Source organism: Flavobacterium sp. GNP011, assembly GCF_056428925.1.
Genome location: NZ_JBWJVJ010000051.1, coordinates 1 through 1,023, shown reverse-complemented (window position 1 = coordinate 1,023; position 1,023 = coordinate 1). Strand labels below are relative to the sequence as shown.

Here is a 1,023-nt window from a genome sequence, read left to right as displayed (position 1 = left end):
AACCAATTTCAAATTAAGCCTAAAACCCAAATTGCTTGTAGCGTGTGTTGGCAGTCGTATTTATTTTTCAAGTTCAATTTTTAAACCATATTTATGCTCTAATAAGTTGAATACTTTTGTTGGAATTATTATTGAAGAATTAACAGCTCCCGTTGTTTTATTAAAGTCTGTCTTAATTTCAGTTACTTTACTTTTACTATCTTCTATAAATGTAAAATTTAAATTGTTATCCAATGTTTTTACATCACCTGAATTGAAATAATTCACAAATCCTTGATAGTCTTCCTTTAATAAATAGAATCCAAATTTTACAGTATTTATATTTACAATGTCATTTTTGTCAATGTCTTTAGATTTTAAAGCTAAATCTAAATACTTCAAAACATCATCATATTGTTTATTTTTTAGTAAAATCAAAGACTTGATATAATATGGATTTATATTATTAGGGTTTGAAGCTAATTTTTTATCTAAATATAAGTTACCTTTCAAGAAATCACCGCAAAAAAATAAAGAAGTATATAATCCATCTAAAATAGAGTTCTCATATGAAGCATTACACTCAATTACTTTATAACTGTTTTCAATAACCTTCTCATACATCTTGTTCTCATATTCATATTGTAAAATTTTGGAGTAATATTCAGCATTGCAATTTTCTATTTCAATTATTCTATTTAAATCTTCATATACTTTATCTGGTTTACCCAATTGAGAATATAAAATTGCTCTAACGTTAATATTTTCTACTGTATAATATGATTTAATAATTTGATTTTGAACTTCGATGGCATTTATATAATACTTATTGAAATTGTAAAATGATGCTAAACACTTTAATAATTCTAAATTATTTGGATTATTTTGTAAGTTGTTTTTGATTTCATTAATACCATTTTCACTTCCTTCATAAGAATATATAATCCTCGAAAAATCTATAACAGAATCAATATCATCTGGTTTTAATTTTATGTACTGCCTATAATATTTTATACCTTCATCATATTTTTTGTTATTACATAA

General features: G+C 23.5%; 1 protein-coding gene. It reads right to left on the bottom strand.

Going from position 1 to position 1,023, the window contains the following annotated elements; all coding sequences use genetic code 11:
• Positions 1 to 60 precede the first annotated feature (60 nt).
• Positions 61 to 1,023: tetratricopeptide repeat protein (locus AC061E_RS16580; RefSeq protein ID WP_478287246.1), on the bottom strand; the 963-nt coding region annotated here is incomplete at its 5' end.